Source organism: Streptosporangium sp. NPDC051022, assembly GCF_040683035.1.
Taxonomy (GTDB): Bacteria; Actinomycetota; Actinomycetes; order Streptosporangiales; family Streptosporangiaceae; genus Streptosporangium.
On the sequence record NZ_JBFBCF010000002.1, the window covers coordinates 242,580 to 267,584 of the forward strand.

20 protein-coding genes are annotated in these 25,005 nt (G+C 71.3%); 6 read left to right on the forward strand and 14 right to left on the reverse strand.

Translation table 11 applies throughout. From position 1 onward, the window contains the following. Positions 1-298 precede the first annotated feature (298 nt). The 5 genes from AB0N02_RS05130 to AB0N02_RS05150 form a co-directional block, all read right to left on the reverse strand. Positions 299-3,613, reverse strand: coding sequence for a glycosyl hydrolase family 18 protein (locus tag AB0N02_RS05130; RefSeq protein WP_363942907.1), 3,315 nt, complete (start codon positions 3,611-3,613; stop codon positions 299-301). A gap of 388 nt (positions 3,614-4,001) precedes the next feature. Beyond that, complete coding sequence (locus tag AB0N02_RS05135; protein WP_363942909.1) at positions 4,002-5,216, reverse strand: SfnB family sulfur acquisition oxidoreductase; 1,215 nt, start codon at positions 5,214-5,216, stop codon at positions 4,002-4,004. 69 nt (positions 5,217-5,285) lie between these two features. Continuing rightward, complete coding sequence (locus AB0N02_RS05140) at positions 5,286-6,503, reverse strand: acyl-CoA dehydrogenase family protein (RefSeq protein WP_363942910.1); 1,218 nt, start codon at positions 6,501-6,503, stop codon at positions 5,286-5,288. A 113-nt stretch (positions 6,504-6,616) separates the two neighbouring features. Then, positions 6,617-7,792, reverse strand: a complete 1,176-nt coding sequence (gene sfnG / locus AB0N02_RS05145) for a dimethylsulfone monooxygenase SfnG (RefSeq protein WP_363942911.1) — start codon at positions 7,790-7,792, stop codon at positions 6,617-6,619. Positions 7,793-8,076: 284 nt separating this feature from the next. Next, entirely contained in the window at positions 8,077-8,361 is a 285-nt protein-coding gene (locus AB0N02_RS05150) for a putative leader peptide (protein WP_363942913.1), read from the reverse strand. Between AB0N02_RS05150 and AB0N02_RS05155 the strand changes: the two genes are divergently transcribed. The 3 genes from AB0N02_RS05155 (at position 8,282) to AB0N02_RS05165 (ending at position 11,318) form a co-directional block, all read left to right on the forward strand. Beyond that, positions 8,282-9,184, forward strand: coding sequence for a LysR family transcriptional regulator (locus AB0N02_RS05155; protein WP_363942914.1), 903 nt, complete (start codon positions 8,282-8,284; stop codon positions 9,182-9,184). The two genes, AB0N02_RS05150 and AB0N02_RS05155, sit on opposite strands and share 80 nt — an antisense overlap. A 282-nt stretch (positions 9,185-9,466) precedes the next feature. Next, complete coding sequence (locus AB0N02_RS05160; protein WP_363942916.1) at positions 9,467-10,183, forward strand: pyridoxamine 5'-phosphate oxidase family protein; 717 nt, start codon at positions 9,467-9,469, stop codon at positions 10,181-10,183. Between the two features lie 4 nt (positions 10,184-10,187). After that, a complete protein-coding gene (locus AB0N02_RS05165; RefSeq protein WP_363942918.1) occupies positions 10,188-11,318 on the forward strand; it encodes a globin domain-containing protein in 1,131 nt (376 codons plus the stop codon). A gap of 63 nt (positions 11,319-11,381) precedes the next feature. On the opposite strand, the gene AB0N02_RS05170 is transcribed toward AB0N02_RS05165, so the two are convergent. From AB0N02_RS05170 to AB0N02_RS05190, 5 genes are all read right to left on the reverse strand, one after another. Further along, positions 11,382-12,206 carry an MBL fold metallo-hydrolase gene (locus AB0N02_RS05170; protein WP_363942920.1) on the reverse strand — a complete coding sequence of 275 codons (825 nt, stop codon included), beginning with the start codon at positions 12,204-12,206 and terminating at the stop codon, positions 11,382-11,384. A 101-nt stretch (positions 12,207-12,307) separates the two neighbouring features. Beyond that, the gene (locus AB0N02_RS05175) at positions 12,308-12,538 is read right to left on the reverse strand and encodes a hypothetical protein (RefSeq protein ID WP_363942921.1); all 231 of its coding nucleotides are present in this window, start codon (positions 12,536-12,538) and stop codon (positions 12,308-12,310) included. Then, positions 12,535-13,686 carry an inorganic phosphate transporter gene (locus AB0N02_RS05180; protein ID WP_363942922.1) on the reverse strand — a complete coding sequence of 384 codons (1,152 nt, stop codon included), beginning with the start codon at positions 13,684-13,686 and terminating at the stop codon, positions 12,535-12,537. Before AB0N02_RS05180 ends, AB0N02_RS05175 begins: the two co-directional genes overlap by 4 nt. 209 nt (positions 13,687-13,895) lie before the next feature. Continuing rightward, positions 13,896-14,555, reverse strand: a complete 660-nt coding sequence (locus tag AB0N02_RS05185; RefSeq protein ID WP_363942924.1) for a response regulator transcription factor — start codon at positions 14,553-14,555, stop codon at positions 13,896-13,898. Continuing rightward, positions 14,528-15,805, reverse strand: a complete 1,278-nt coding sequence (locus AB0N02_RS05190; RefSeq protein WP_363942925.1) for a sensor domain-containing protein — start codon at positions 15,803-15,805, stop codon at positions 14,528-14,530. Before AB0N02_RS05190 ends, AB0N02_RS05185 begins: the two co-directional genes overlap by 28 nt. 134 nt (positions 15,806-15,939) lie before the next feature. On the opposite strand from AB0N02_RS05190, the gene AB0N02_RS05195 reads away from it, so the two are divergent. Continuing rightward, entirely contained in the window at positions 15,940-16,551 is a 612-nt protein-coding gene (locus tag AB0N02_RS05195) for an NAD-binding protein (protein ID WP_363942926.1), read from the forward strand. Between the two features lie 95 nt (positions 16,552-16,646). Here AB0N02_RS05195 and AB0N02_RS05200 read toward each other — a convergent pair whose 3' ends face one another. Together AB0N02_RS05200 and AB0N02_RS05205 are read right to left on the reverse strand one after the other, a co-directional pair. Then, positions 16,647-17,540: a serine/threonine-protein kinase gene (locus tag AB0N02_RS05200; protein WP_363942927.1), complete on the reverse strand. Its 894-nt coding sequence runs from the start codon at positions 17,538-17,540 to the stop codon at positions 16,647-16,649. 25 nt (positions 17,541-17,565) lie between these two features. After that, entirely contained in the window at positions 17,566-19,464 is a 1,899-nt protein-coding gene (locus AB0N02_RS05205) for an N-6 DNA methylase (protein WP_363942929.1), read from the reverse strand. Between the two features lie 84 nt (positions 19,465-19,548). Between AB0N02_RS05205 and AB0N02_RS05210 the strand changes: the two genes are divergently transcribed. After that, complete coding sequence (locus tag AB0N02_RS05210; RefSeq protein WP_363942931.1) at positions 19,549-20,346, forward strand: PP2C family serine/threonine-protein phosphatase; 798 nt, start codon at positions 19,549-19,551, stop codon at positions 20,344-20,346. Positions 20,347-20,449: 103 nt separating this feature from the next. On the opposite strand, the gene AB0N02_RS05215 is transcribed toward AB0N02_RS05210, so the two are convergent. Together AB0N02_RS05215 and AB0N02_RS05220 are read right to left on the reverse strand one after the other, a co-directional pair. Continuing rightward, on the reverse strand, positions 20,450-21,280 hold the full coding sequence (locus AB0N02_RS05215) for a phosphoribosylaminoimidazolesuccinocarboxamide synthase (protein ID WP_363942933.1): 831 nt from the start codon (positions 21,278-21,280) through the stop codon (positions 20,450-20,452). Between the two features lie 987 nt (positions 21,281-22,267). Further along, the gene (locus AB0N02_RS05220; protein WP_363942935.1) at positions 22,268-23,029 is read right to left on the reverse strand and encodes a protein phosphatase 2C domain-containing protein; all 762 of its coding nucleotides are present in this window, start codon (positions 23,027-23,029) and stop codon (positions 22,268-22,270) included. A 225-nt stretch (positions 23,030-23,254) separates the two neighbouring features. Between AB0N02_RS05220 and AB0N02_RS05225 the strand changes: the two genes are divergently transcribed. After that, positions 23,255-24,838, forward strand: coding sequence for a peptide chain release factor 3 (locus tag AB0N02_RS05225; protein ID WP_363942936.1), 1,584 nt, complete (start codon positions 23,255-23,257; stop codon positions 24,836-24,838). The last annotated feature ends 167 nt before the right edge of the window (positions 24,839-25,005 follow it).

Consider the following 25,005-nt stretch of genomic DNA (forward strand, 5'->3'; position numbering starts at 1 on the left):
TGTCCCTCTGTGCCGGCGGGTCCGTTCGTATCCGCAGTCGGGCCCGTACGCAGAGGGAGCCGGGGAACGGGTGAATTGTCTCCCGTGTGATCCGGCGCTGCTTCTCGTAGCGATCGTCCGACTCGTCACCTTGGCACGATTGAATCAGACCGCCCGTGGACGTCAAGCGGGCATGAACGGGACGGGCGGCCCTGGGAACGCCTCCGGACCGCGAAGGTCCGGGAAAAGCGTTCCGCCCGGCCGGATCGGCCGGGCGGAACGGATCAGCGGATGTGCTCGGGGTCGTGCCGGAGGGTCGTCAGCGTGGGTAGTCGAAGGCCATCCGGTAGGACTTGCCGCCGAACGTCACGACGAAGTTGGACGGGGTCGCGATGGGCAGGTCGTAGCGCAGCTGGACCTCCTTCGACTGCCCCGGGGCGATGCTCTCCCAGGTCGGGACCGTCAGCCGGACCCGATGGAAGTCACCCTTGAGGCCGCCGGTGTTCGGTCCGGTGTGGCCGGTCGAGACGATGGACAGCGTCCAGCCGGTCGTCTGGCTCATGGTCGCCGGGGCCGAGGTGCCGTAGTCGAACTCGATGGTGGCACCGCCGGGGATGGTGGTCGTCGAGTTGTTGGTGAACTTGAGCTTGGGGGAGATCGGGTAGTTGGCGTCGCCGACGGCGTAGCCGTACAGGTCGGCCTGGACGTTCAGGGTGTCGGTGGGCATCGTCTTGCCGCCCGCCTTCAGGTTCCCGTACGGCGCGGCCGTCTTGAACGTGTTGTAGATCTTCGTGGTGAGCGTGTCGCCGATGAAGTACTCGCCCTTGCCGTTGTCACGCTGGGGGTAGTAGTTGTAGTCGCCGGCCAGCTCCCAGATCATGATGCCGCCGAGGCCCTTGCTGGCCACGTAGTCGGCCTTGGTCTGGACGGACTGGTCGTCCTCGGTGGACAGGTAGACCTTCTTGTCGTTGTTCCACAGCCAGGGGGCGACCATGGAGGAGGAGTACTTGCGGGCGTAGGTGCCCGAGATGCGGTCGGTCGGGTCGGTGTCCGGGGTGAGGCCGTACTGGGTGATGTAGCTGCCCTGCTTGCCTTCCTGCAGGTTCTTGAAGTGCCAGACCGGGTTGACACCGGCCGGGACCTCCTTGCCCGCCTTGTCCAGGTCGTGCCAGAGGTTGTCGATGCCGATCGCGCCGTCACCGCACTGCACCTTGGAACCGATCTTGCCGCCGGTGCCCTCGGGACAGTTGTTCTGGTCGGGCAGGTCGGAGGTGCCCCAGAGGCCGTCGGTGCCGCCGACGACGTTCTTCCAGCCTCGGCTGTAGTAGCCGAGGCCCAGGTTGATCCGGCCCGCCTGCATGGCGCCGCGCAGGTGGTGGAAGGCCCAGTCGCCGTTCATGTATCCGATGCCGCTGTAGGTGCCGTAGACGTTCCAGTACTTCATCTCGGCGTCGCTGCCGTCGTCGTACAGCGCCTGCAGCGGGCCGACGAAGCGGTTCCACGCCCCGTGCAGGTCGTAGGTCATCATGTTGGCGAAGTCGAGGTACGGGGTGACCTGGTAGGACTCGCTGCCGCGCAGGATCCAGCCCGACGCGGTGGTCGCCGCGGTGAGCAGGTAGTACTTGCCGTCGGCCGCGGCGGCGGCGTCCAGCTTCTGGCGCAGCGTCTTCATCAGGTTGACGTAGCCGGCCATCAGTGTGGCGCGGCGCGGGTTGGAGAAGCTGAAGTCGTCGGGGTTACCGGCGTTGGGGGCGGAGGTGGCGTACTCGTAGTCGATGTCCACGCCGTCGAAGCCGTAGTCCTTGATGAACTTCACGGCCGAGTCGGCGAAGGTGTTGATGCTCGCCTGCGAGCTGGTCATCGTGTAGAAGCCGCCGCTGGCCTGCCGGGTGCCGTTGTCGTCGATGTAGCCACCGGTCTCGGCCCAGCCGCCGATCGACAGCATGGTCTTGACGTTGGGGTGCTGCTTCTTGAACTTGTTGAGCTGGTTGAAGTGACCCTTGTAGGAGTACGCCGGGTCCATCTCGGCTCCGGCCACGCCCGGCCACTCCATGCCGATGGAGGGGTTGTTCGACCCGGGGGAGCCGACGGAGACCTTACCCTGCCCGTCGATGTGGGCGAAGGCGTAGTTGATGTGGGTGATCTTGTCCCAGGGGATGTCCTTGGCCAGGTAGGAGGGTGAGCCGTCCTTGCCGGTCCGCCAGCTGGTGAAGTAGCCCACCACGCGGCGCGGGTGGTCGGCGCCCATCTTCTCGCGCCCGTTGGTGTCGTAGACGGTGCAGTACGGCACTCCGGTCACGCCGGGCGACTGGTAGAGACCGTCGGGCCGGCAGGCCGACTGGTCGGTGGGCAGTTTGTCGGTGCGTACGGTGACCGTGCCGGAGAAGTCGGACTGGTTACCCGCCGCGTCCTTGGCCCGGACCTTGAAGGTGTACTCGGTGTCCTCGGTCAGGCCGGTGATGGTCGCGGTGGTGCCCGGCGGCGTCCCCGTCACCGTGGTCGCCGACGAGTCGCCCCTGTAGACCTCGTACGCGGTGACGCCCTTGTTGTCGGTCGAGGCGCCCCAGCTCAGGGTCACGCTGTTGTTCGTCTTGCCGGTCGAGGTCGGCGTTCCGGGCACGGTCGGCGCCTCGGTGTCCGGCTTGTCGGTGCGTACGGTGACCGTGCCGGAGAAGCCGGACTGGTTGCCGGCCTTGTCCTTGGCCCGGACCTTGAAGGTGTACTCGGTGTCGGCGGTCAGGCCGGTGATGGTGGTGGTGGTGCCCGGCGGCGTCCCCGTCACTGTGGACGCCGACGAGTCCCCGTTGTAGACCTCGTACGAGGTGACGCCCCGGTTGTCGGTGGAGGCGCCCCACTGGAGGGTCACGCTGGTGGTCGTCCTGGCGGTCGAGGTCGGCGTGCCGGGCACGGTCGGCGCCTCGGTGTCCGGGGTCTCGTCCTTGAGGGTGCGCACGGTGGTCGCCGGGGAGGCGGGCGACTCCTGGTTGATGGTGTCCCGGGCCTTGACGGTGAAGGTGTACTCGGTGTCGGGGGTGAGACCGTCGACCGTGGCCGAGGTGGTCGTGACCGACTTGACCTTGGCGGTGCCCTGGTAGACGTCGTAGCCGCTGACGCCCTTGTCGTCGGTCGAGGCGGCCCAGGTCAGGGCGACGCTGTTGGTCGTCGGGGTCGCGACCGGCTTGCCGGGCGCGGTCGGCGGGGTGTCCGGCGGCGGGCCGCCCTCGCACGGGTTACCGTTGATCTTGCAGTTGGCCGGTGGCGTGGTCGGCCCCATGCCGACGAAACCGAAGCTGTTGCCGCCGGTGGTGCCGCCCGCGGGCACGTTGGCGTTGCCGCTGCCCGGTTTCACGGTCACATGGCTGCCGCTTATGGTCGGAGTGCCGTTCCACCAGTTGCCGATGGACTGGCCGGAGTTGAGGTCGAATTCGAGGGTCCAGGTGGTCGCGGCGCTGTCGCCGGAGTTCTTCACCTCATAGCCGCCCTGCCACCATGTGCCTCGGTCGGAGGCGGTGAACTTGGCGGTCAGCGATGCCGCGGCATGCGCGGCCGGCGCACCGACCGCGGCCATTCCCGCCGTGGCGGTCGCGTAAATGACCGCAACGGCGACTGCTCTCCATGAGCGGAGACGGGACATCGTGCTTCCTCTCTAAAGGAGTAGGTAAGGCGTGTGTCCCCCGAAGATGGTGCTCGCGCGCGTGTGACCTTCCCGGCCAAGCGGTGGAAGCCGCCTGTCAAGGAAGCAACAAACAAGAAACCTTCTTATTTAATTCGGGAAGCTACTCGCGCTGACATAGGTCGTCAACCCTTAGTTTTTCCGCCTGTTCGTCCTCGTCCATCCGGGTGCGGAACGGGTGTGATCCACGTGTCTCCACGGGCGTGCGCCGTCGCCGGAGCGGGCGGTGGCGGATGCCGGAGCGGGCGGTACCGGGCGCCTGAGCGGGCCGTGCCGGAGCATGGGAACGGGCCGTGCCGGAGCGCCGGAACGGCCGTGCCGGGGTACCGGAGCGGGCGGTACCGAGGCGTCAGAGCAGGCCGTGGCGGGGCGGCAGGGTGCCGTTGAGGAGATAGCGGCCGATGTGCTGCACCTTCCACCGGGCCGGGTCGTGCAGGGTGTGGGTGCGGGCGTCCCGCCAGAAACGGTGCAGGTTGAGGCCGTCCAGCGCGGAGCGGGTGCCGGCCAGTTCGAACAGGGCATCGCCGGTCTCGACCGCCGTCGTGCCGGCGAACACCTTGGCGGCGGCCACCGCGACGGAGGCCGCCGCCGCGGTGTCGTCGGTGAGCCTCTCCGCCGCCGCGTCCACGGCCCTGGCCGCCGTCGCCAGGAGCGCCTCGGCCGCGCGCAGCCGGATGTCCAGCTCGCCGAACCGCTGGATGAGCAGGGGGTCCTCCGCGGCGGTCTCGTGGCCGCTCTCGAACCAGGGCCTGCTGCGGGTCCGGACGAACTCGGCGGCCTCCGCCAGCGCCGCCGCGGCTATCCCGGCGTCGATGGCCGTGTGCAGCAGCTGGGCGACGGCGCCGTGCAACTGGGGGCCCCGGAAGGTCAGGTGGTGCGGCACCACCCGGTCGGCGGGCACGCGGACCCGGTCGAGCTTGACGGTACCGCTCGCGGTGGTGCGCTGTCCCATGCCGTCCCAGTCGTCGACGACGGCGAGGCCGGGTGCGTCGCGGGGCACGTAGGCGACGTGGAGCGCGTCGTCCTCGGCACGGGCCAGCACCGGGATCCAGTGGGCGAACAGCGCGCCGGTCGAGTAGTGCTTCACCCCGCTGAGCAGGAACGACCCGTCGGGGGCCGGGGTCAGCCGGGTGTGGATGTCCTGGACGTGCCTGGTGCCGGCCTCGGACTGGGCGTTGCCGAACCTGCGCCCGGCCAGCACCTCGCGGAAGAAGAACGCCTGCTGGCCGGGGGTGCCCTGGCGGCGCAGGACGTTGACGTAGACGAAGTGGCTCTGGGGGATCTGGGCGAGGCTGGGGTCCCCGGTGGCCAGCAGCCGGAAGACCTCGGCGAGGGTCTCGGCCCTGACCTCCGCGCCACCGTGACCGGCGGGAACGGTCACGCCCAGCAGCCCGCTCGCCGACAGCCGCTCCACCTCGGCGTGCGGGAGCTTCCGCGCCGCGTCGCGCCCGGCCGCTCCGGCGCGGAACTCGGCGGCCAGTTCCTCGGCCACCGCCAGCGCCTCGGCGTCGTCGGCGATCACGTGTGCGGACCCCGCGGCGGGGGAGCGGGTCGGTCCGGTCACGGTGCGCTCTCCAGGGGTGTCGGTCCGGCGGGACGGCCGGTGGTGGGGGACGGCCGGGAGCGCGGGCGGTCAGGAGTACCAGGTGGGCTCGGGGATGTCGCCTGTGAGGACGAAACGCCCCACCTCACGGCGCTTGTAGGCGACCGGGTCGTGCAGGGTGTGGGTGCGGACGTTGCGCCAGAAACGGTCCAGGCCCTCCGCGCGGGTGGTGGCGCGGGCGCCGGTGACCTCGAAGATCCGGCTGGTCACCTCGAGGGCCACGTCGGTGGCCACGGCCTTGGCGGCGGCGACCCGCACCTCGAACTCGCCGCGCGCCCGCTCGGTGACCGCGTCGGGGTCGTCGTGCAACTTCTCGCCCTCCTGGGCGATCCGGTCGGCCAGCGCCTCGGCCGCCCAGAGCTTGGCGGTGAGGTCGCCGTAGGCGTCGACGACGTACGGCTCGTCGACGGCCCTGTCGTATCCCCCGTGCAACCAGGAGCGGGACTTGGTGCGGGTGTAGGTGGCGGCGGTCTCCAGGGCGCCCGCCGCTATGCCGAGGTAGAAGTTGACGAAGACCAGCTGGATGGTCGGGACGTTGAGGCTGTTGTAGACCCGCGGCCGGAACACCTTGTCGACGAAGCCCGCGGCCGCCGCCCAGGGGGCGCGGACGCCGTCGAGGGTGACGGTTCCGCTCTCGGTGAGCCGCTGGCCGATGTTGTCCCAGTCGTCGTGGAAGGTCAGCCCCTCGCTGTCGGAGGGCACGATCGCGAAGACGTGCGCGTCCGTCCCCTCGAAGACGCCCTCCAGCACGGTGACGTCGGAGATCTTGCCGCCCGTCGAGAAGGACTTGCGGCCGGTGAAGACCAGGTCGTCGCCGTCCTCGGTGACGACCACGTCGTTGTCGCGCGGGTTGACGGCGCCGCCGAAGAACCACGTGTTGCGCGCCGCCTCGGCCTCGACCAGCTCCCACTGCTCGCGGGTGCCGACCAGCCTGGCCGCCCAGTTCCACAGGTAGTGGTAGCCGAGCAGCTGGCCGATGGAGCCGTCCGCCTTGGCGACCTCGCGGACGACGCGGTAGGCGGTCGGCCAGCGCTGTCCGCCGCCGCCGTGCTCGGCCGGGCCGAGCAGGGTGACCAGGCCGGACTCCTTCAGCAGCCGGATCTCGGCGTACGGCGTCGCCCCGGCCCTGTCGCGGGCCGCGGCGTCCGTGGACAGTACGGCGGCCACCTCGGCGGCACGGTCGATCCAGCCCTGCGGGTCGTCGGGGGCGGGCCGGGTCTGCCAGGCGGAGGGTACGACGGTGGTCATGATGAGCCTCTCGTTCGGACCGGCGGTCGGGTACGGAGATCGGGGGCGGGAGACGGGGGACGGCGGGGGACGATGGGGGACGACGGGGGACGGGGAGAGGGCCGCCGGGCCGGTCAGGAGCCGACCGCGGCGGGTTCGGTCTCGGCGGCGGGCAGCCGGGACTCCAGCTCGCGCACGAGCGGCAGCACACGCCTGCCGAAGTACTCGACCTCCTCCAGGTAGTGCAGGAAGCCCAGCAGGAGGAGGTCGACGCCGAGCCGCCGGTAGGCGACGATCCGCTCGGCGATCTGCTCGGGGGTTCCGATCAGTCCCGTGCGGAACCCGTCGTTGTACTGGACCAGGTCCTCGAAGGTGGAGTCCTGCCACATGCCCTTTCCGTCGGGGGCCGACCGGCCCGCCTGCCGTACGGCGTCGCCGAAGCCGCGCACGGCGTCGGTGTCGGCCTTGGCGACGATCTCCCGGAGGGTCTCGCGGGCCTCGGCCTCGGTGTCGCGGGCGATGAGGAAGCCGTTGAGGCCGAAACGGGGCGGGACGCGGCCGACGCTCGCCGCGGCGGCGCGGACGTCGCCGAGCTGTTCGGCGACGCCGGCGAAGTCCTTGCCGTTGCTGAAGTACCAGTCGGAGACCCGGCCGGCCATGGCGCGGGCCGCGGTCGAGTTGCCGCCCTGGAAGATCTCCGGGTGCGGGCGTCCGGGCGTGCTCAGCGGTTTGGGCTTGAGCGAGAAGTCACGGATCCGGTAGAAGTCTCCGGCCAGCTCGGCGTGGTCCTCGGTCCAGATGGCGCGCAGGGCGCGGATGAACTCCTCCGAGCGGCGGTAGCGCTCGTCGTGCTCCAGCCACGGCTCGCCCAGCGCGGTGAACTCCCCCTTGAACCAGCCGCTGACGACGTTCACCGCGAACCGCCCGCCGGACAGGTGGTCGGCGGTCGCGCCGAACTTCGCCAGCACCCCGGGGTGCCACAGACCGGGGTGGATCGCCGCGATCACCTTCAGGCGCCGGGTGGCCAGCAGCAGGGCCAGGCTGAAACCGGTCGACTCGTGCTGGTACTCGGCGCCGTAGCCGGCCATGTAGCGGACCTGGCTCAGCGCGTAGTCGAAGCCGTTGTCCTCGGCGAGGACGGCCAGCTCGCGGTTGTAGTCGTATCCCCAGTCGGTGCGCTGTTCGATCCCGCTGGTGACCAGGCCGCCGCTGACGTTGGGCACCCAGTAGGCGAACCGTACGGGTTCCGCCGAGGGGGACGCCGGAACCGAGGAGGACGTCGGAGGAAAGGCCGGAGGGGACGCGGACATGAAGACTCCCGGCACGTGGAGGAGGGCACGGAGGGCAGGGCCGGTGGCCACGGAAGGGGGCGGTGCCCGCGGATGGAACGGCGGTCACCGCGAGAGGATAAAACGGGCACCGAATAATAAAGGCGATGAATCCATATGAATTATCGCCCGTGGGCGTTTCCCTGGTAACCGGAATGGCACGCGGTGGTGCGCCCCTTCCCGGCGGGCGGCCGACGCCGCCCTGAGCCGTCGCCGAAGGACCCGGGCTCCGCGGTGTCCGGCCTGGTGGGAAGGCGAAGGGACGCTCAGGCCTCGCGGCGACAGATGGCGCTGGAGACGCGGGCGAGATCGACGTGGCGCCGCCGCGTGAGATCCGGTCGCTTCATCATGTCAGTAAGAGTAATCGAGACGTCACCGGCGGTCGAGAAGGCATTTGCGAAAGCCTGATAGGTTTTTCCTGTAACCCCCAGCGGGAGATATTCCGCGGTCCTGAATGAGGCGCCGGCCACGATGCGGATCGAGCAACTCGAGTACATCGAAGCGGTCACCCGGCTGGGCTCGCTGCGCCGGGCGGCGGAGGAGCTCCACATCTCCCAGCCCGCGCTGAGCGAGACCGTGCGCAACCTCGAGCGTGAGCTGGGGGTGGACCTCCTCGACCGCAGGCGCTCGGGGGCCACGATCAGCGACGAGGGCCGCGAGCTGCTGCCGTACATCGTCAACGTGCTGGAGGCGGTCGACAGGCTGCGCCGCGCGGCGGACGCGCAACACCACACCAGCCGTGTGGTCCGCCTGGGGACCGTCAACGCCGCCACCGTCCCGCTGCTCGTGCCCGCCGTCCGCGAGTTCCGCCGGGCGCACCCGGGGACCCAGGCCGAGGTGATCACGGCACGGCAGGCCGAGATCCACCGCGCGCTCCTCGAAGGGAGCCTCGACCTGGGGCTGGTGAACTACCTGCGGGGTGATGACATGCCCCCCGACCTGCAGACGACCGAGCTCCTGCGCGGCCGGGCCGTGGTCTGCGTGCGGCCGGACAACCCCCTGGCGGAGCTGTCGGCGGTCGGGGTGGACGACCTGCTCACCGAGCCGTTGATCGTCATGCGGTCCGGCTATGTCATGCACCGCTACGTGCACCGCCTGCTCAAGGATCGGACCCCGTCCTTCTCCTACTCCACCGACGGCGCGGAGATGGGCAAGCTGATGGTGGCCGAGGGCCTCGGGGTGACGGTGCTGCCGGACTTCAGCGTCGCGGGCGATCCCCTCGAACGCGCCGGGGCCATCACCTACCGGCCGATCGAGGCCGGCGACACCGACGTCCTGCTGGTGATCCAGCGCCGTCGCGCGGGCTCCGCGCCCCGGGCGGCGCGCGACCTGCACCAGATCCTCGTCCGGTGCGCCCAGCTCCTCCCGCGTTGACCTGCGGTGATGTCGCCGAAAACGGCATCACCTCGGGATCTTGACCGAAATGTCAGGACGATTGTGTTTGGTATGGCCGAACCAGGGTAACTGGGGCGACTGTGATTCATGTGGCCTCTGTGACGGATTACGGAAAGTTTCGTAAACATTGCAGAAAGCCGTGATCCATGCTCTAGGCTCCATCGCTTATGTGGGTGAGGGCGCCGACGTAGCGTGCCGCCGCTGGCAGCCGCCGTGTGCCGGCCCCAGGTTCGCCCACTTCACAGGCCTCGGGACGCGGGGATGGATGGGAGCGATGTCGAGTTGATGGACCAGCGCACGCCGTACGACGGTCCGGACGGTGGAGAGGACCTGCCCGGATCGAGAGGGGAGCACGTGCTGCAGCGGCTGTTCGCCACCCGCGACAGGGCGCGGCGGTTCTACGACCGCCAGGTCGTCGATCACCTGACGCCGCACATGCGGGAGTTCGTCGCCCGGCAGGAGATGGTCTTCGTGGGAACGGCGGACGCCTCGGGCAACTGCGACACCACGTTCCGCGCCGGGCCGCCGGGATTCGTCCGCGTGCTGGACGACAGCACGCTGATGTACCCGGAGTTCCGGGGCAACGGCGTGCTCGCCAGCCTGGGGAACATCCTGGAGAACCCGCACCTCAGCCTGCTGTTCGTCGACTTCTTCGAGGACCTGGTCGGACTGCACGTCAACGGCGCCGCCACCATCACCACCGCCTACGACGCGGCCCGCCGCCACGGGCTGGCCGACGAGGACCGGACCGTGCCGGGCCGCAGGGCCGAACGCTGGGTCATGGTGAGGGTCGAGGAGGCCTACATCCACTGCTCCAAGCACATCCCCCTGCTGGCCAGGCAGGACCGCAGGCGGCGCGGCCCCGAGGCCGGCAGGCCCGCGGGGGACGACTACTTCGGCGTCGGACGGCTGAGGCCGGGGTCCGCCGGGCGTGAGCGGGAACGCGAGTGGGAAGAAGCGGGGAAACCGGTCGGATGACACCATGACGATCGACATCGCGCTCATCCGTCACAGCTGGCTGCTCGTCGCCCCCGCGGCCGAGAAGGTCACCATGCACTTCTACGGCAAGCTCTTCTCCGAGTACCCGCACATCCGCGAGCTGTTCCCCCCGGCGATGGACCTCCAGCGCGACCGCCTGCTCAGGGCGCTCACCCAGGTGGTGCTCGGCCTGGAAGACGGCGAGGCGCTGGGCGGGTATCTCGGCGCGCTCGCGCGGGACCACCGCAAGTACGGCGTCCGCCCCGAGCACTACCCCGCGGTCGGCCAGTGCCTGCTCGCCGCGATGCGCGCGAACGCCGGAGGCGCCTGGCTGCCCGCCTACGACGAGGCTTGGGCGACCGCCTACCGCTACATCGCCGAGGTGATGATCCAGGCGGCCGAGGAGGACGCCGCCCACGCGCCCCCCCTCTGGACCGGCACCGTGGTCTCGCACGAGGTGCGCACCTCCGACATCGTCGTGATCGGCGTCGAACCCGACCGGCCCTACCCGTTCCGGGCCGGGCAGTACGCCACCCTGCAGAGCGCCCACTGGCCCAGGGTGTGGCGCCCCTACTCGATCGCGAACGCGCCCCGGCACGACAACCGGCTCTCCTTCCACGTGCGGGCCGTGCCCGGCGGATGGGTCAGCACGGCGCTGATGCGGCACACGCGGGTGGGGGACAGCCTCCTGCTGGGGCCGCCGAGAGGATCGCTCGTGCTCGACCGGGCACGCACCCCGCACCTGGTGTTCCTGGCGGGGGGCACCGGACTGGCCCCGCTCAAGGCGCTCGTCGAGGAGTCGGCGTGGATGCCGGAGCGCCCCTCCATCGACCTCTTCCACGGCGTCCGGCACAGTGGCGACGCCTACGACGTGCAGGACCTGCGCCGCCTGAGGGCGCAGCACAAACGCCTGCGGATCATCCAGGCCGTCTCCGGCGAGCCGGAGCACTGGCCGTGCCACACCGCCGTCGACGCCCTGGAGTATCACCGGGTCACGCCCGACGGGGACGTGTTCGTGTGCGGCTCCGAGGAGATGGTGCGCGAGACGACGGCCCGCCTGCGCGCGATGGGGGTGCCCGCCGACCGCGTGCACACCGAGTTCAGCCCGGAGAGGCCCAGCTTCGTGAGGTCGTGATCCCCGGCGGGGACGAGCCGTCCGGTCGCGGGGTGGCCCGGCCCCGCCGGGGGACGGGGCCCGCTACCGGGGGAACGGGCCGTCCGCCGCCCGGCGCAGGGCGGTCCTCGTGGTCTCCGGGGGGTAGGGCGACAGCCGCAGGGCGCTCTCGGCGTTCATTCGGCCGGCCGTCACCTCGCGGCAGAGCGCGGCGACCGCGGTGATCTCGGCGTGCTGGGTCATGACGAACTCCCGGCCGACCGGGTCGCCGTGGCCGGGAACGACCGTGCCGCCCGCGCTTCCGATCAGGCCGAGCAGCCCCTCCAGGGCGGCCGGCCAGTCGAGCGGACGGGCGTCCTCGTAGTCGGGCGGCGCGCCGTTCTCCACCAGGTCGCCGGCGAACGTCACCCCGGCGTCCGGCACGTGGACCACGAGGTCGTTGCCGGAGTGGCCGGGACCGAAGTGGGACAGGACGACGGCCCGCCCGCCGACGGACAGCTCCGCCCGGTCGGTCACGAGCCGGTCCGGCAGCACGATCTCCGTCCCGGCGATGTCGTCGGCGATACCGGGCTCCCCCCGTTCCCGGTACCACCGGGCCCACACCTCCCTGGCCGCGGCCCCGTTCTCGGCGAGGTCGGTCCGGCAGTTCTCGTGGGCCCAGACGGGGCAGTCGAGGAAGGGCCGGGTGCCGAAGCCGTGGTCGAAGTGGGAGTGGGTGATCACCACCGCCCACGGGTCCGGCGTGATCCTCCGGACCTCCGCCAGGAGCTCCGCGCCCTGCCGTTCGTCGCCCCGCGTGTCGACCACCAGGCAGCCGCCGTCACCCAGGACCAGTCCGACCGACAGGTCCAGCTCGGTGTGGCGGCGCACCAGCACCCGGTCGGCCACCTCGATCCATCGCCCTTCCACGGACCGTATTCTCCCTCATGGCCCGCGTCACCACCTGCGTCCTCGGCCGCGGGTTCCCGGCCTGTCCCGCGGGGCGCGGCGACGGGACAGGCCGGGGACGCTCACTTGTTCAGCATCACGGAGATCCCGAGGACGACCCCGGCGGCCACGACGAGAAAGCTGATCACGGCGACGGCCCAGCCCAGCGGACGCCCGCTCCTGTCCTCCGAGGAGGACAGGGCCGAGGACAGGCCGACGAGCCCGACGGAGAAGATCGCCACCAGTCCCGCGCCGCCGAGGAGCGCGGCGACCAGAACCCTCCACAGCGCGTCCAGGTCGAGGTAGGCGTTCACACCGGCTCCTTCACCGCGGCGGCGGGCGCCAGCCGCCCGTCCCACTCGTCGTTGACGTTCGAGGCGTTCACCGTGCTACGCCGGGAGGCGAGGTACAGGCCGGTCCCGCCCAGCAGCGCCAGAACGAAGACGACGGCCACCCCTCCGGCGCCGCCGATGAGGTCGGCTCCCTTCCACGACACGGCGCCGACCAGGGCGGCGGCGGGCAGCGTCAGCAGCCACGCGGTGGCCATCCGGCCCGCCACGTTCCACCGCACCTCGGCCAGACGCTTGCCCAGGCCGGAGCCGATCACCGACCCCGCGCACACGTGCGTCGTGGACAGCGGGAACCCGAAATGGGACGAGGCGAAGATGACCGCGGCGGAGGAGCCCTCGGCGGCGAAGCCCTGCGGTGTCTCGATCTCGGTGAGCCCCTTGCCGAGGGTGCGGATGACCCGCCAGCCACCGATGTAGGTGCCCAGCGCGATCGCGGTCGCGCTGGCGACGATCACCCAGATCGGCGGCCCGGCGTCCTTGCCGAGCGTGCCGTTGGCGATCAGCGCCAGCGTGATGATGCCCATCGTCTTCTGGGCGTCGTTGGTGCCGTGGGCGAGTGAGACCAGGGAGGCGGACCCGATCTGGCCGAGCCGGAAACCCCGGGTGCGGATCTCGCCGGGGATGTTCCTGGTGATCATGTAGACCAGGTAGGTGCCCACGGTCGCGACCAGCATGGCGGCCACCGGTGCGAGGATGGCGGGGATGATCACCTTCGACACGATGCCCACCCCCTTGATGGCCGAGGGGCCCGCGGCGATCAGCGTGGCGCCGACGACTCCGCCGATCAGCGCGTGCGACGAACTCGAAGGGATGCCGAAGTACCAGGTGAGGAGGTTCCACGCCAGGCCGCCCACGAGGCCGGCGAAGACCACGGTGAGGGTGATGGCCCCCGCGTCGACGATGCCCTTGGCGATGGTGGCCGCCACGGCGAGGGAGAGGAAGGCGCCGAGGAAGTTGAGTGCCGCTGACAGAGCTACGGCGATCTTGGGGCGTAGCGCCCCGGTGGCGATGGAGGTCGCCATTGCGTTCGCGGTGTCATGGAAACCGTTGGTGAAGTCGAAGGTGAGCGCGGTGGCCACCACGACTACCAGTAGCACGGTGTTGGCGTCCATAACAGCTGTATGACCCCGGGGAGGCGAATAACCCTTCAAACTGGGGCCATTTTGGAGAATTCATCTCCTGTACGGCTCGCCGTCACCCTGGCATGATCATTCCCGTCCACCCCCGCGATTTCGCCGTTCCGGCCCGCCTCCACGGCGCCCGGCCGCCGAGTCCGGGTCCCCGGGATCCGGGGCGTCCCGGGACACCGGCGGGCGGGAGCCTAGCCCCGCAGGTAGGTCACCACGGCCAGCACCCGGCGGTGGTCGTCCTCGGCCGGAGGCAGGTCCAGCTTGGTGAGGATGTTGCCGATGTGCTTGCCCACGGCGGCCTCCGAGACCACCAGGCTCCTGGCGATGGCCATGTTCGAGCGGCCCTCGGCCATCAGCGCGAGGACCTCCCGCTCGCGTGGCGAGAGCCGTTCCAGCGGGTCGCGGCGGCGGCGCAGCAGCTGCCTGACCACCTCGGGATCGACGACCGTCCCGCCCCCGGCCACGCCGAGCAGCGCGTCGACGAACTCCTCCACGTCCCCCACCCGGTCCTTGAGCAGGTATCCGACCCCGGTGCCGTCACCGGAGTCCAGGAGCTCGCTCGCGTACGTCTGCTCGACGTACTGGCTCAGCACGAGGACCGGCAGGCGCGGGTCGGCCGCACGGAGCGCCACCGCGGCCCGCAGGCCCTCGTCGGTGAAGCCGGGCGGCATCCGCACGTCGGTGACCACGATGTCCGGCGCGTGCGCGCCCACCGCCTCGACGAGGGCCTCGGCGTCGCCGACCGACGCCACCACCCGATGCCCGAACCGGGTCAGCAGCCCGGCCAGCCCCTCGCGGAGCAGTACCCCGTCCTCGGCGAGGACTATTTCGAGTGATCGGTCGGCGCGCAAGGGATCTCCACACGTAGCAGGGTGAATCGGCCGACGGGGCTGGAGATCATCAGTTTGCCGTTCACGACCGAGACGCGGTCGGCCAGGCCCGCCAGTCCCGTCCCGGTGGACGGGTCGGCCCCGCCGACGCCGTCGTCGGAGATCTCCATCACGAGCAGGTCGCCGTCGAGCCGTCCGGTGACCGCGGCGCGCGTGGCGCCGCTGTGCTTGGCCACGTTGGCCAGCGCCTCCGAGACCACGAAGTAGGCGACGTACTCCACGGCCTCGGGCAGCCGCCGGGGGAGGGCGACGGAGACCTCGGCCGGGATCGGCGAGCGGTCCGCCAGGTCGGCCACCGCCGCGGGCAGCCCCCGGTCGGTGAGGATCTGCGGGTGGATCCCCCTGATCAGGTCGCGGATCTCGGCCAGGGCCAGCTTCGCCTGCTCATGGGCCCGGCCGACCAGCTCGGCCGTCTCGGCGCCCTCCGTCAGCTTGGCCATGCCGAGCGTCATGGTCAGCGCCACCAGCCGCTGCTGGGCGCCGTCGTGCAGGTCCCGCTCGATCCGCCGCCGCTCCGCCTCGAAAGCCTCGACCAGGCGGGTCCTGGACCGGGTGATCTCGGCGAGCCGCTGCCCCGTCTCGCTCTCCCGGGGCGCGAGGAACGCCCTGGCCAGCGTGCCGTGGGCCGCGGCGAGCAGCGTCAGCGGGTACAGGGCCAGGGCGAGCCAGACCGCCCCGACCGCGAGCGCGGCGAACGCCTCCGCGTCGCTGGTGACCAGCCAGAACTTCAACACCCTGACGTCGCCCGTCTGGGCGCGCAGCACCGGCGTCAGGATCATCGACATGGGCGCCCCCAGCCCGAAGACCACCGCCAGCAACTCGACCGGCCACAGCAGCACGACCAGCAGGACCAGGTAGGCCAGCTCACGCCAGGTGGCCTGCTCCCGGACGCGCAGCAGCAGCCACTCGCGCGCCCCGGGCCGTTCCGGCCGGCGGTGCGGGTTCTCCACCGGCTCCGGGTCGATGATCATCAGCCGGCGGCGTTCGAGCGCGGCCACCGGTATCCCGCCCAGCGCCAGTGCCAGCAGCAGCGGGATGCCGACCAGTACCGTCGCCAGGATCGCCCCGGTGAAGAGGGTCGCCAGGAAGGTCAGCAGGACGACCTCGCCGAGAAGCACACCCGTGATCAGGTAGGCCAGCGAACGCCACGGCCACGAGGTCAGCAGCAGGTCCCCTCTGGGGAGGGCCCGCCACACCGCCGATGATCGCACCCGACGACCCTACGGCCTGCGCCGACGTGCTCTCCAACGGGCTGGACCGACCTTTGGGGGTAGGGCCAGGCATACCTCAAGACTAGGTTCCGGCGTCCTGCGCCCGACGCCTCCCCGGCGCTGTCATGGGGCCCATGAACGAGACAGTCGCCGCCCCGGACCTGAGGGCCTTCATGTCGGCCGCGCTGCGCAGGCAGGGCGTGGTCGGCGCCATCGCGCCGAGCTCTCCCGCCCTGGCCAGGGCCCTCACCGCGGTGGTGCCCACGCGTGGCGCGTCGACGGTGGTCGAACTCGGCCCCGGCACCGGCCCGATCAGCGAGGCCATCCACCGACGGCTCGCCCCCGGCTCCCGCCACCTGGCCGTCGAGATCGACCCGGACCTGGCGGCGCACCTGCGCCGGACCAGGCCGTGGATGGAGACCGTCCACGGCGACGCCGCCGACCTGGGCAGGCTCCTGGCCGAGGCCGGGATCGACAGGGCGGACGCGGTCGTCAGCACGCTGCCGTGGTCGCTGTTCCCCGCCGGCCTGCAGGAACGCGTCCTGGGGGAGGTCGCAGGGGCGCTCGCTCCCGCGGGGGCGTTCACGACGGTGACCTACCTGCCCGCCTTCGCGCTGGCCGGGGCCAGGGCGCTGCGGCGTCGGCTGCGCTCGGTCTTCGACGAGGTGCTGATCACGGGACCGGTCTGGCGGAACCTGCCACCGGGGATGACGTACGTGTGCCGCAGGCCGGGGAAGCGTGTCTGACCCGCCCGGCCGCCTTCCGCCGCCACCCGCCTCTCACCGGGGCGGTCCGGGCCCCGCTCGCTCCCCGGCCCGCTCCCGGGCCGGGAGACGGCCTCTCAGGCCAGGACCCGGCCGACCACGCGGGCGTACATCCGGCCGGGGCTGGGAACCGAGGGCGGATTGAGGAAACCGGGCAGCATCGGCAGGTCGACGGCGAACGGCTGCAGGCGCTCGTAGAGGACGTCGGCCCCCGACGGCCGCCGCTCCGGATCCTTCTCCAGGAGGTCCTGGATCAGGCGGTTCAGCTCCGCCGGGACGCCGGGGACGGCGGGCGGGCGCTCCTTCACCTGGCGTTCGAACACGGCGTACTCGGTGAGCCCGGTGAACAGCTGCTCGCCCGTCAGCATCTCGTGGATCACGCAGCCCAGGGCGTAGAGATCGCTGCGGGGACCGGTGATGCCGCTCTGGATCTGTTCGGGGGCCATGTAGGCCGGGGTGCCGAGGATCTGGCCTATCCGGGTGAACTGGGTCGAGTCGGCCTCGCGAAGCATGGCGAGGCCGAAGTCCAGCACCTTGACGCTGCCGTCGGGACAGAGCATCAGATTGGTCGGCTTGAGATCGCGGTGGTAGATGCTCAGCGCGTGCGCGGCCGCCAGCACCGCGCAGGCCTGCGCGGCGATCGCGGCCGCCCAGGGCACCGGGAGCGGGCCGTGCTCGCTGAGCAGGTCGGCCACGGTGACGCCCGCGATGAACTGCATCACCTGGAACAGGCGATGGTCGAAGGTGCCGAAGTCGTAGAGGACGGGGGCGCCGGGGTGCTCCAGCTTCGCCAGGATGCGCGCCTCGCGCAGGAAACGCCGCTTCAGCTCCTCGTCGGGGCCGGTGACCAGCCGCAGGAACTTGACGGCCACCCTGCGGTCGAGATGCCTGTCGTGACCCGCGTATACGGCGCCCATGCCCCCCTGGCCGAGAGGGAGGTCGTCGAGCACGTACCGGTCGCCGATGACCATGCGGCCCTCCCCAGCCTGCGGGACATCACACTCCTTGGTCGCACGGCCGGAGATGACCGTCAACCAGTCCGTCAAAGCCTAGCCGGATCAAGGTTTCCCCCAGTGCCGCCGTCTCACGCAACCTGTCTTCCAGTGCGAACAGTTCCCGGAAGGCGGAGCCGTAGCGCCGCTGTTCGGCCAGGGGCAGCATCGGGACCCGGGCGCGCCGTACGTCGAGGCGGCTGGAGCTGGGGTGGACCCGCGCCGCGTCCGCCGAGCGGAGGAACCCGGCGAGGAAGTCCGGGTCGAGCCGCTGGGGGTCGACCCGGTAGAGCGTGAGCTGCGGCCCGAGCGCCGCCCCGCTGCGCGTGATCACCCGGACCGCGCCCAGGACGGTGGCCACGACGTCGCCCGGCCTGATCATGACCAGCGCGGGCTCCAGCGTGGTCCGGCCCGAGGGGGAGGTCCCCAGCGCGGTGTCGTCGGCGGTCAGGACCGGGAGGGGGCCCTCGTCGACGGACATCCTCGGCGGGGCCTGCAGGATGCTGATCAGCCCGGCCTTGGCCAGCTCGCCCACCGTGGTCGTCGGCAGGTCCTGCCGCTCGGTGAGCAGCTCCAGGGCCGGGGGAGCCTCCGAGAGCGTCGCCGACGTGCCCCGGAAACGGTCCAGCGCCTCGGTGAAGTCCCGCATGAAGTCGGGGCCGCCCTGCGTCGGGCGGTATCGCGCCGGACTGAGATCGACCTCGTCGTCGAGCAGGTCGATGATCCGGACCGTACGGCTGTCGCCGGACGTCTCGGCCTCCGGGGCGTCCAGGTAGGCACGCCAGGCGGGCTCGACGACCGACAGGTCCTCACTCGCGTCCACGACCAGGAGCCGGGAGGGCGGCCGCTCCCCGTCGGGACGGCGCAGCAGCCACAGGTCGGGGCCGCCGGGCCCCAGCGTCACCACGGCCCGCAACGCCCCGGCGCGCAGCAGGTTGCCGCGGATCCGCTTGCCGGGACGGCGGCTCGCCGCGGCGGTCGGCATCAGGATCGCCACCAGGCCGCCCGGCCGTACGCGGGCCAGGCAGTGCTGCACCCAGGCCAGCTCGGACTCCCCGCGCGGGGGCAGGCCGTACTCCCAGCGGGGGTCGCCGGTCAGCTCCTCGTAACCCCACGCGCGCTCGTTGAACGGCGGATCGCAGACCACCGCGTCGGCCAGCTCGCCCCCCAGGCCGTCCTCGCGGAGCGAGTCACCGGAGACGATCCGCGCCCTGGCTCCGCGCAGCAGCAGCCGCACCGCGGTGAGCAGCGCGTTCGTCTCGCTGATCTCCTGCCCGAACGAGGTCTCCGCCGATAACAGGAGGGTTCCGACGCCGCAGGCGGGGTCGAGGACGGTCCCGCCCTCCCGGCGGGCGAGCCGGAGCATGAGCGCGGCCACGTCGTCCCTGGTGACCGAGAGCCTGCGGGAGTGGGCCTCGACGTAGCGCTCGCAGAGGAACTCGAAGGCCTCCAGGGGACCGCGCTCGGCGGCCAGCTCGGCCACCAGGCGCAGCAGGGCCGCGTCGTCGAGGTGCGGGGCGGGGGAGCCGGGAAGGTCGGCCGTCGCCGAGGCCAGACCGGGCAGGGAGCGCGTGCCGTGCTCGCGCCAGGCGCCGGGCTCGCGGTGCAGGAACAGCAGGAACGCGCCCACCCTGCCCACCACGTCGCCTAGGCGCAGGTCGTCGACGGAGGTGCGCAGCCGCTGCCAGACCAGGTCGCCGAGGGAGACCTCGAAGGACTTGCCGTTGCGGCGCAGCCACGCGGTGACCTCGGGCAGGGAGAAAAGAGGGCTGGACGTGGTTCCGCCCACGGGCTGGGGGAAGTCATCGTGGCGGCGGCGCCAGTTACTGACCGCGGCACGGCCGACGGCGGCGAGCCGGGCGATGTCGCCCGCGTTCACCGTGATGTCCTGGCTCTCCTCCATACTGGGCCACAGTAGTTGACTGTGCCGCAACGGTCTACAACAGCTTTGCTTGTGAAGTGCTTCAACCAATGATTTACTGCCTTCATGGCACTGAACGAAGCACCGGCACTGCGTTACGCCGCCCGCTCGGATGTCGGCGTCCGCCGCGAGGCGAACGAGGACTCGGGCTACGCGAGCGCACGCCTGCTCGCCATAGCGGACGGCATGGGCGGTCACGCGGGCGGAGAGGTCGCCAGTTCGCTCGCCGTCGCGGCCATCGCGGCGCTGGACGAGAGTCTCCCACGGACCGGCGTCGATCTGGTGGCCGCCATCAAGAGTACGGCGAGGGACGTCAATCACAAACTGCGCGAGATGAGCGAGCACGACCCCACGCTGCGCGGGATGGGCACGACCCTGACCGCCATGCTCTGGGACGGCGCCTCCTTCGCCCTGGCCCACGTCGGCGACTCCCGCGCCTACATGCTGCGCGACGGCGCCCTCTACCAGATCACCCACGACCACACGCTGGTCCAGTCGCTGGTCGACGACGGCCGGATCACCCCGGAGCAGGCCGCCGAGCATCCGCGCCGCTCCATGGTGCTGCGGGTCCTGGAGGGCACCGGCGACGGCGAGCTGGACCTGTCGCTGCGCGAGGCCCAGCCCGGGGACCGCTACCTGCTGTGCTCGGACGGCCTGACCGCCGTGGTCGGCCCCGAGACCCTGTTCAACACGCTGACCGACATCGGCGATCCCGACGAGGCCGCCAGGTGGCTCATCGACCTGGCCAACCGGGGCGGCGGCCCCGACAACATCACCTGCGTCGTGGCCGAGTTCGGCGACCACCCCGTCTCCGCGAACCGGTTCGTCGTGGGCGCGGCCGCGGAGCGGAAGCTGACCGCCTGACGGGCCGCAGCGGCCCCGAGCGGCCCCGAGCGGCCCCGGGTGGTCCCGGGCGACCGCCGGCGGGCCCGGCGCCGGTCTCCCGGCACCCGGTCCGGTCGCGTCCCTACCAGGTCTTGCCGGTGATGCGCTCGTACGCCTCGATGTAACGCGCCCGGGTGATCTCGACGATCTCGGCGGGCACCTCGGGCGCGGGCTCCTTCTTGTCCCATCCGCTCCCGGCGGCCCAGTCGCGGACGAACTGCTTGTCGAAGGAGAACTGCGGACGGCCGGGCTCCCACTGGTCGGCGGGCCAGAACCGCGAGGAGTCGGAGGTGAGCACCTCGTCGCCGAGCACCAGCGTGCCGTCGGCCGCCCGGCCCAGCTCGATCTTCGTGTCGGCGATGATGACGCCGCGCCCGCGCGCCAGCTCGGCGCCGCGCCGGTAGACCTCCAGGGTGATCCGGCGCAGCTCGGCGGCGACGTCCGCGCCCTCCTGGGCGACCACGTCGTCGTAGGTGATGAACTCGTCGTGCTGTCCGAGCGGTGCCTTGGTGGTGGGCGTGAAGATCGGCTCAGGCAGCTTCGAGCCCTCGACCAGGCCCTCGGGCAGCGTCACCCCGGAGACCGAGCCGCTCGCCTGGTACTCCTTCAGCCCCAGCCCCGTGAGATAGCCCCGGGCGATGCACTCGACCTGCACCATGTCCAGCCGCCTGCACCGTACGGCGCGGCCCTCGAACTCCGCCGGGACGTCGGTGGCGGAGATGACGTGGTTGGGCACGACGTCGGCGAGCTGCTCGAACCACCACAGCGACAGCTGGGTGAGGATCTTCCCCTTGTCGGGGATGGGGGTCGGCAGGATCACGTCGTAGACCGAGACCCGGTCTGAGGCCACGAGGACGATGTCGCCCCGGTCCTCGTAGACGTCGCGGACCTTCCCGGAGTGGAGAAGCTTCACTGTTGTTTCCCTGTCCCCTGTGCTTGCTCGACCCGGTGGTCGCGTGGAGCCACCGGCCGTTGGTCGACACCTACTCGCCTCACCCGGTGACGGGACCGTCCACGCGGACGCGGGGGCGCCCGCGCGCTCTCCGTCACCGCCGTGCCCGCCGGCGGGCCGTCCCCGCAGGTGCGGGACTGATCGGCACTCACAGACTAGTCGCAGGGCCGCGGAAGCCCTCACGGGCGGTGGCCGTGCGGGGTTCCGGTACGGCGCCGCGGACCGTCTCCCGGACCGGGCCGGGGCTCACCGCCCGGGGCGGTGAGCGGTCGCGGAAGGGGAGGTCGCGGAAGGGGAGGTCGCGGACAAGGGGAGGTCGCGGCGGGAGAGCCGGAAACGGTGTCGCCGTCTTCGCCGGGGCGGGAGATGCCGGGAATGGCGGCCACGGGAATTTCCCGGTGAATATGCACGGCCTTATGCGGCTACATGCGGATAAAGGCTGATTTAAAAGGATGAGTCCTGAAATTCAGGGGGCCGGGCGCGCCGTACGTGAGGGCGTGGCGGGACGGACCGCCGGGCGCGAGAGGGCGCCAGGGGACACCGGGGGACATCGGGGGGCATCGGGGGCATCGGGGGGCATCGGGGGGCGCGGTGAAGCGGGCCGGAGGCGGAGAGGCGGGGGCGCCGGGACCTGCGCGTCCCGGCGTCCTGGCCGTGTGCGGGAGGGGTCAGGCGGGTTGCGTGATCATGAAGGCCAGGCCGACGAGGATCACGACGGGGATGAGCCACACGATCGCCTCAATGGCGAATTCCTTGTACACGACGGACATCCCTCCGGGGCGACGATCGTTCAGGGGCGCGGAGAACCGACGATAGCGCCTCGTTCCCCCCGCGACCAGAACCTTCCCGGCGACCGGAGGCCGCGGCTTTCCCCCGGTCTCTCCACGGTCTCTCCACGGTCTCTACACGGCCTCTCCACGGTGTTCCGCCGGTCGCCGGCCGGGCGGATCAGGAGGGGCTGGCCGAACCGACGACCACCGGGACGTCCGAGCCGGGGCCCTCGACGACGTCCGCGACCACGCAGGTGATGTTGTCGGGCCCGCCGGCCTCGCAGGCCAGCTCGATGAGCCGCCGCGTCACCTCGCCGAGGTCGTCCACCTCGGCGAGCACCTGGCGCAGCCGTTCGGCCTCGACGACCCCCGACAGCCCGTCCGAGCAGAGCAGGTAGCGGTCGCCGACCTCCGCCTCCCGCGACGTGATGTCGGGATCGATGGCGTCACCGCCGTCGAGGACCTGGAGCAGGATCGACCTGTGCGGATGCCTGGCGGCCTCCTCCGGGGTGATCCGGCCGTCGTCCAGCAGTGTCTGGACCAGGGTGTGGTCGTAGGTGATCTGGTAGAGGTTGCCGTCACGCAGCATGTAGGCGCGGGAGTCGCCGATGTGGGCGAGGGCGACCCGCGGGCCGTCCCAGAGCATCAGGGTCAGCGTGGTGCCCATCCCGGTCAGGGAAGGGTCCTGCTCGACGAGCTCGCGCAGGCGCTGGTTGGCCTTGCGCAGTCCCGCCTCGGCCGTGGCGGCCAGGTCACCCGGGGGCTCGTGGTCCAGTTGCGCGATCGTGGCGATCGCCGCCGAACTCGCCACCTCCCCGCCCACGTGGCCGCCCATCCCGTCGGCGACGGCGAGGAGCCTGGCGCCGGCGTAGGCCGCGTCCTCGTTTCCTTGGCGAACCCGGCCGACATCGGAGCCGGCGGCATACCGGAGCGTGATCATCTACACACCACTGGAAGGTCGAGTTGCACGAGCGGGTCGCTTTCGGGCAGTCGGGATGGGCATGGGCGAACTGAGATGTTCCACGATCCACTTAACACCATGGTGACGCAAGCGGCCTGGGGAAGTGTTGCCACATCCGTTGACAGTCGCGGTGGCGCGTAAGCTGTTTCGGCGCCCCGCACCGCCGGGGGCTCCCCACCCCACGCACGGCTAGGAGACCAGGAAATGACCGCGGTCACTCAGGAGGCGGCGCGGCGCCGTACGTTCGCGGTGATCAGCCACCCCGACGCCGGTAAGTCGACGATGACCGAGGCGCTGGCCCTGCACGCCTCCGCGATCAGCGAGGCCGGTGCCGTGCACGGCAAGGCCGGCCGTCGCGGTGTCACCTCCGACTGGATGGACATGGAGAAGGCCAGGGGCATCTCCATCACCTCCGCGGCGCTCCGGTTCGAGTACCGCGACCACATGTTCAACCTGGTCGACACTCCCGGCCACGCCGACTTCTCCGAGGACACCTACCGGGTGCTCGCCGCGGTCGACTGCGCCGTCATGCTGCTCGACGCGGCCAAGGGCATGGAGCCGCAGACCCTGAAGCTGTTCGAGGTCTGCCGCCACCGCCGGATCCCGGTCATCACGTTCGTCAACAAGTGGGACCGTCCCGGGCGCGAGGCGCTGGAGCTGCTGGACGAGATCCAGGAGAAGACCGGCCTGCGGCCGACTCCGATCACCTGGCCGATCGGCACCGGCGGCTTCTTCCACGGCGTGATCGACCGTGCCGCGGAGCAGGCGGTCCGCTACACCCGCACCCCCGGCGGGGCGACCAAGGCCATCGAGACCGACCTCACCGCCGAGCAGGCCGTCGCCGAGCTGGGGGAGGACTGGGAGCGGGCCAGGGACGAGGTGGACCTGCTGTCGGCGATCGGGGCCGACCACGACCAGAAGGCCTTCGAGGCGCACGAGTCCACGCCGGTGCTGTTCGGCGCGGCGCTGAACAACTTCGGCGTCGGGCGCCTGCTCGACGCCATGGTCGACGTCGCCCCGGCCCCCGCGCCCCGCCCGGACGTGAAGGAGAACCCGCACCCGCTGGACAAGCCGTTCTCCGGCCTGGTCTTCAAGGTGCAGGCCAACATGGACCCCTCGCACCGCGACCGGATCGCGTTCGTCCGGGTCTGCTCGGGCCGCTTCGAGCGCGGCATGGTGCTGACCCACGCGGCGACGGGACGCCCCTTCGCCACCAAGTACGCCCAGTCGGTCTTCGGCCAGGAGCGCGCCACGATCGACGAGGCCTTCCCCGGCGACGTGATCGGACTGGTGAACGCGACCGCCCTGCGTCCCGGGGACACCCTCTACGACGGCTCGCCGGTCGAGTTCCCGAGGATCCCCAGCTTCGCCCCCGAGCACTTCTGGACGGCCCGCTGCCGCGACTCCAGCCGGGCCAAGCAGTTCCGCAAGGGCATCGACCAGATGGAGGCGGAGGGCGTCGTGCAGGTCCTGCGCTCCGACGTCCGGGGTGACCAGTCGCCGGTCCTGGCCGCGGTCGGGCCCATGCAGTTCGACGTGGTCAAGCACCGCCTCGCGGGGGAGTTCAACACCGAGATCCTCATGGACCGGCTCGACTTCAGCCTCGCCAGGATCACCGACGCCGAGTCCGCGCCGATCCTGGCCCGCCAGCGGGGCGTCGAGGTCTTCACCCGGTCGCTCGACGGCGAGCTGCTGGCGCTGTTCAGCGACGAGTGGCGGATGCGCGGCGTGCTGCGAGACCATCCCAACCTGGTGCTCAAGGCGCTGCTCGCCGACACCCGCGGCTGACCGGCCGTCCGTGACCGCCGGTGGCCGCCGGTGGCCGTCAGTGGCCATCAGTGACCGCCGGTGGCCGTCCGGCACGCCGGGCGGCCGGCCCGCGGCCCGGCGGTGTCCACGGCCGGTCGTCATGTGAGGCTCGCTCGCGTCCGGTGATCCGGAACGGGCCGTGCATG

Excerpts from the sequence above, each read along its gene's own strand:
- AB0N02_RS05210 (WP_363942931.1), top strand. The coding sequence starts at position 19,549 with ATGGCACTGAACGAAGCACCGGCACTGCGTTACGCCGCCCGCTCGGAT.
- AB0N02_RS05150 (WP_363942913.1), bottom strand. The coding sequence starts at position 8,361 with ATGTGGAGCTCCTCCGCCGCCCGGCGCAGCGAGCCCAGCCGGGTGACC.
- AB0N02_RS05225 (WP_363942936.1), top strand. The coding sequence starts at position 23,255 with ATGACCGCGGTCACTCAGGAGGCGGCGCGGCGCCGTACGTTCGCGGTG.
- AB0N02_RS05180 (WP_363942922.1), bottom strand. The coding sequence starts at position 13,686 with ATGGACGCCAACACCGTGCTACTGGTAGTCGTGGTGGCCACCGCGCTC.
- AB0N02_RS05155 (WP_363942914.1), top strand. The coding sequence starts at position 8,282 with ATGCGGATCGAGCAACTCGAGTACATCGAAGCGGTCACCCGGCTGGGC.
- AB0N02_RS05165 (WP_363942918.1), top strand. The coding sequence starts at position 10,188 with ATGACGATCGACATCGCGCTCATCCGTCACAGCTGGCTGCTCGTCGCC.
- AB0N02_RS05200 (WP_363942927.1), bottom strand. The coding sequence starts at position 17,540 with ATGGTCATCGGCGACCGGTACGTGCTCGACGACCTCCCTCTCGGCCAG.
- AB0N02_RS05195 (WP_363942926.1), top strand. The coding sequence starts at position 15,940 with ATGAACGAGACAGTCGCCGCCCCGGACCTGAGGGCCTTCATGTCGGCC.
- AB0N02_RS05140 (WP_363942910.1), bottom strand. The coding sequence starts at position 6,503 with ATGACCACCGTCGTACCCTCCGCCTGGCAGACCCGGCCCGCCCCCGAC.
- AB0N02_RS05220 (WP_363942935.1), bottom strand. The coding sequence starts at position 23,029 with ATGATCACGCTCCGGTATGCCGCCGGCTCCGATGTCGGCCGGGTTCGC.
- sfnG (WP_363942911.1), bottom strand. The coding sequence starts at position 7,792 with ATGTCCGCGTCCCCTCCGGCCTTTCCTCCGACGTCCTCCTCGGTTCCG.
- AB0N02_RS05205 (WP_363942929.1), bottom strand. The coding sequence starts at position 19,464 with ATGGAGGAGAGCCAGGACATCACGGTGAACGCGGGCGACATCGCCCGG.
- AB0N02_RS05160 (WP_363942916.1), top strand. The coding sequence starts at position 9,467 with ATGGATGGGAGCGATGTCGAGTTGATGGACCAGCGCACGCCGTACGAC.
- AB0N02_RS05130 (WP_363942907.1), bottom strand. The coding sequence starts at position 3,613 with ATGTCCCGTCTCCGCTCATGGAGAGCAGTCGCCGTTGCGGTCATTTAC.